At 73.3% G+C, this 783-nt stretch carries 1 pseudogene; it reads right to left on the reverse strand.

Going from position 1 to position 783, the window contains the following annotated elements:
- Window positions 1-783, reverse strand: a pseudogene (locus AE652_RS23240) (hypothetical protein); the annotation flags it as partial.

The raw sequence follows: 783 nt of genomic DNA on the forward strand, positions 1-783 counted from the left end.
AGCGTCGGCGGCCGCCTTGACGGCGGGACCGGCATTGTCGCTGAGCCGGGTGATCGTCAGCCGGTTCTCCAGCGCCGCAGCCTCGTACTGACCATTCTTCAGGAACGCACTGTTCTGGGCCGCGTCGCCCTGAAGCGAGGCATAGGCCGCCGTACGGACCGCGTCACTGTCCGAGCCCTCATAGATCTGCGTGACACCGATGCGAGCGTCGTGCTCCTCGGCCTGCCTCCGGCCGTTCTTGACGTAGGAGAACACGGCAGTGTTGTCGCCGGACAAGGCGGCTTCGGCGGCCGAGACCCCCCACTCCCCGGAGATCTTGCGGGAGATCAGGGCGAGCTTGCGGCCGTCGGTGGCGACCTGCGCCGGGGTGGCGCCGGGCTGGTTGGCCAGCTGGGCGAGGCGGTCGGCCTCGGCCTTCGCCTGCTGGACCTGCTGGGCGGCCTGGTCGGTCTGCGCCTGCTTGTCCGTCTCGTCGGCCTTGGCCTTGCGGGCCTTCTCCACGGCGGCCGCGGTGCGGTTCGCCAGGTCCTCGGCCTCGGTGCGACGGGCCAGGTCCTGGACCGCGTTGGCCTGGTCGACCGCGCGCTGCGCGTCCACGGCGGCCGCGGAGGCGGCGTTCGCGTGGTTGGTCGACTCCTGTGCGGCGTTCGCGCTCTGCCCGGCGTGCTCGGCGGCGTACCGGGCGGCCTGGGCCGCCGCGGTGGCGTGCTCGCCCGCGGACTTCAGGAGCGTCGCGGCGGCCGCGGCCTGCGTCGAGGCCTCCCCGGCCAGCTGCTGGGAGGC

This window comes from Kitasatospora sp. MY 5-36, assembly GCF_001182915.1.
In the GTDB taxonomy this organism is placed as follows: Bacteria; Actinomycetota; Actinomycetes; order Streptomycetales; family Streptomycetaceae; genus Kitasatospora.